This window comes from Streptomyces sp. SID5910 (assembly GCF_009862125.1).
GTDB lineage: Bacteria > Actinomycetota > Actinomycetes > Streptomycetales > Streptomycetaceae > Streptomyces.
The window spans coordinates 1-742 of record NZ_WWHX01000627.1; the positions used below are offsets into that span (position 1 = coordinate 1).

Consider the following 742-nt stretch of genomic DNA (forward strand, 5'->3'; position numbering starts at 1 on the left):
CGGCCAGCGACACCATCACAGCCCACAACACCGGCTGCACCACATCAACCTGCTCAAGCCAGGCATCCGCATCCACATCCCGCAGGATGTCGATCAGCGACCAGTCCACGAACGCGTCCAGGGCGACCGCACACTCGGCCATGCGCTCCGCGAACACCAGTGAGGTGTCGAGGAGTTCGGCAGCCATCCCGGCCCACTGCGACCCCTGACCCGGGAACACGAACACCGCACGGCCGTCCGCGCCGCCGGCCCGTCCGCGCACCACTCCCGGGGCCTCACGACCCTCGGCCAGCGCCCGCAGACCGTCTGCCCCTCCCAGGACCACGGCACGGTGGTCGAACACCGACCGTGTCGTCGCCAACGCCAACCCGACGTCCAGCGGGGCGAGTTCGGCACGCTCGGCGACCGCGACGAACGACATCAGTCGCTCCGCCTGCGCCCGCAGGGCCGTCTCCGACTTCGCCGACACCACCCACGGCACCACCACCGGCGGCTCGACATCCGCGGTCGGCTCCTCGTCCGCCGTGGGGGCCGGAGCCTGTTCGAGGATGATGTGGGCGTTGGTACCGCTGAGTCCGAAGGACGACACTCCCGCCCGGCGCGGTCGGCCGGTCTCGGGCCACGGTGTGGCCTCGGTGAGGAGTTCGACGGCTCCCGTCGTCCAGTCCACGTGCGGGGAGGGCTGATCGACGTGCAAGGTCTGCGGCAGCAGGCCGTGCCGCATCGCCAGCACCATCTTCAT

At 70.6% G+C, this 742-nt stretch carries 1 protein-coding gene; it reads right to left on the reverse strand.

Going from position 1 to position 742, the window contains the following annotated elements; all coding sequences use genetic code 11:
- On the reverse strand, nt 1-724 hold a 724-nt coding region (locus GTW67_RS22110; RefSeq protein ID WP_524539810.1), incomplete at its 3' end, for an acyltransferase domain-containing protein.
- Nucleotides 725-742: the final 18 nt, after the last annotated feature.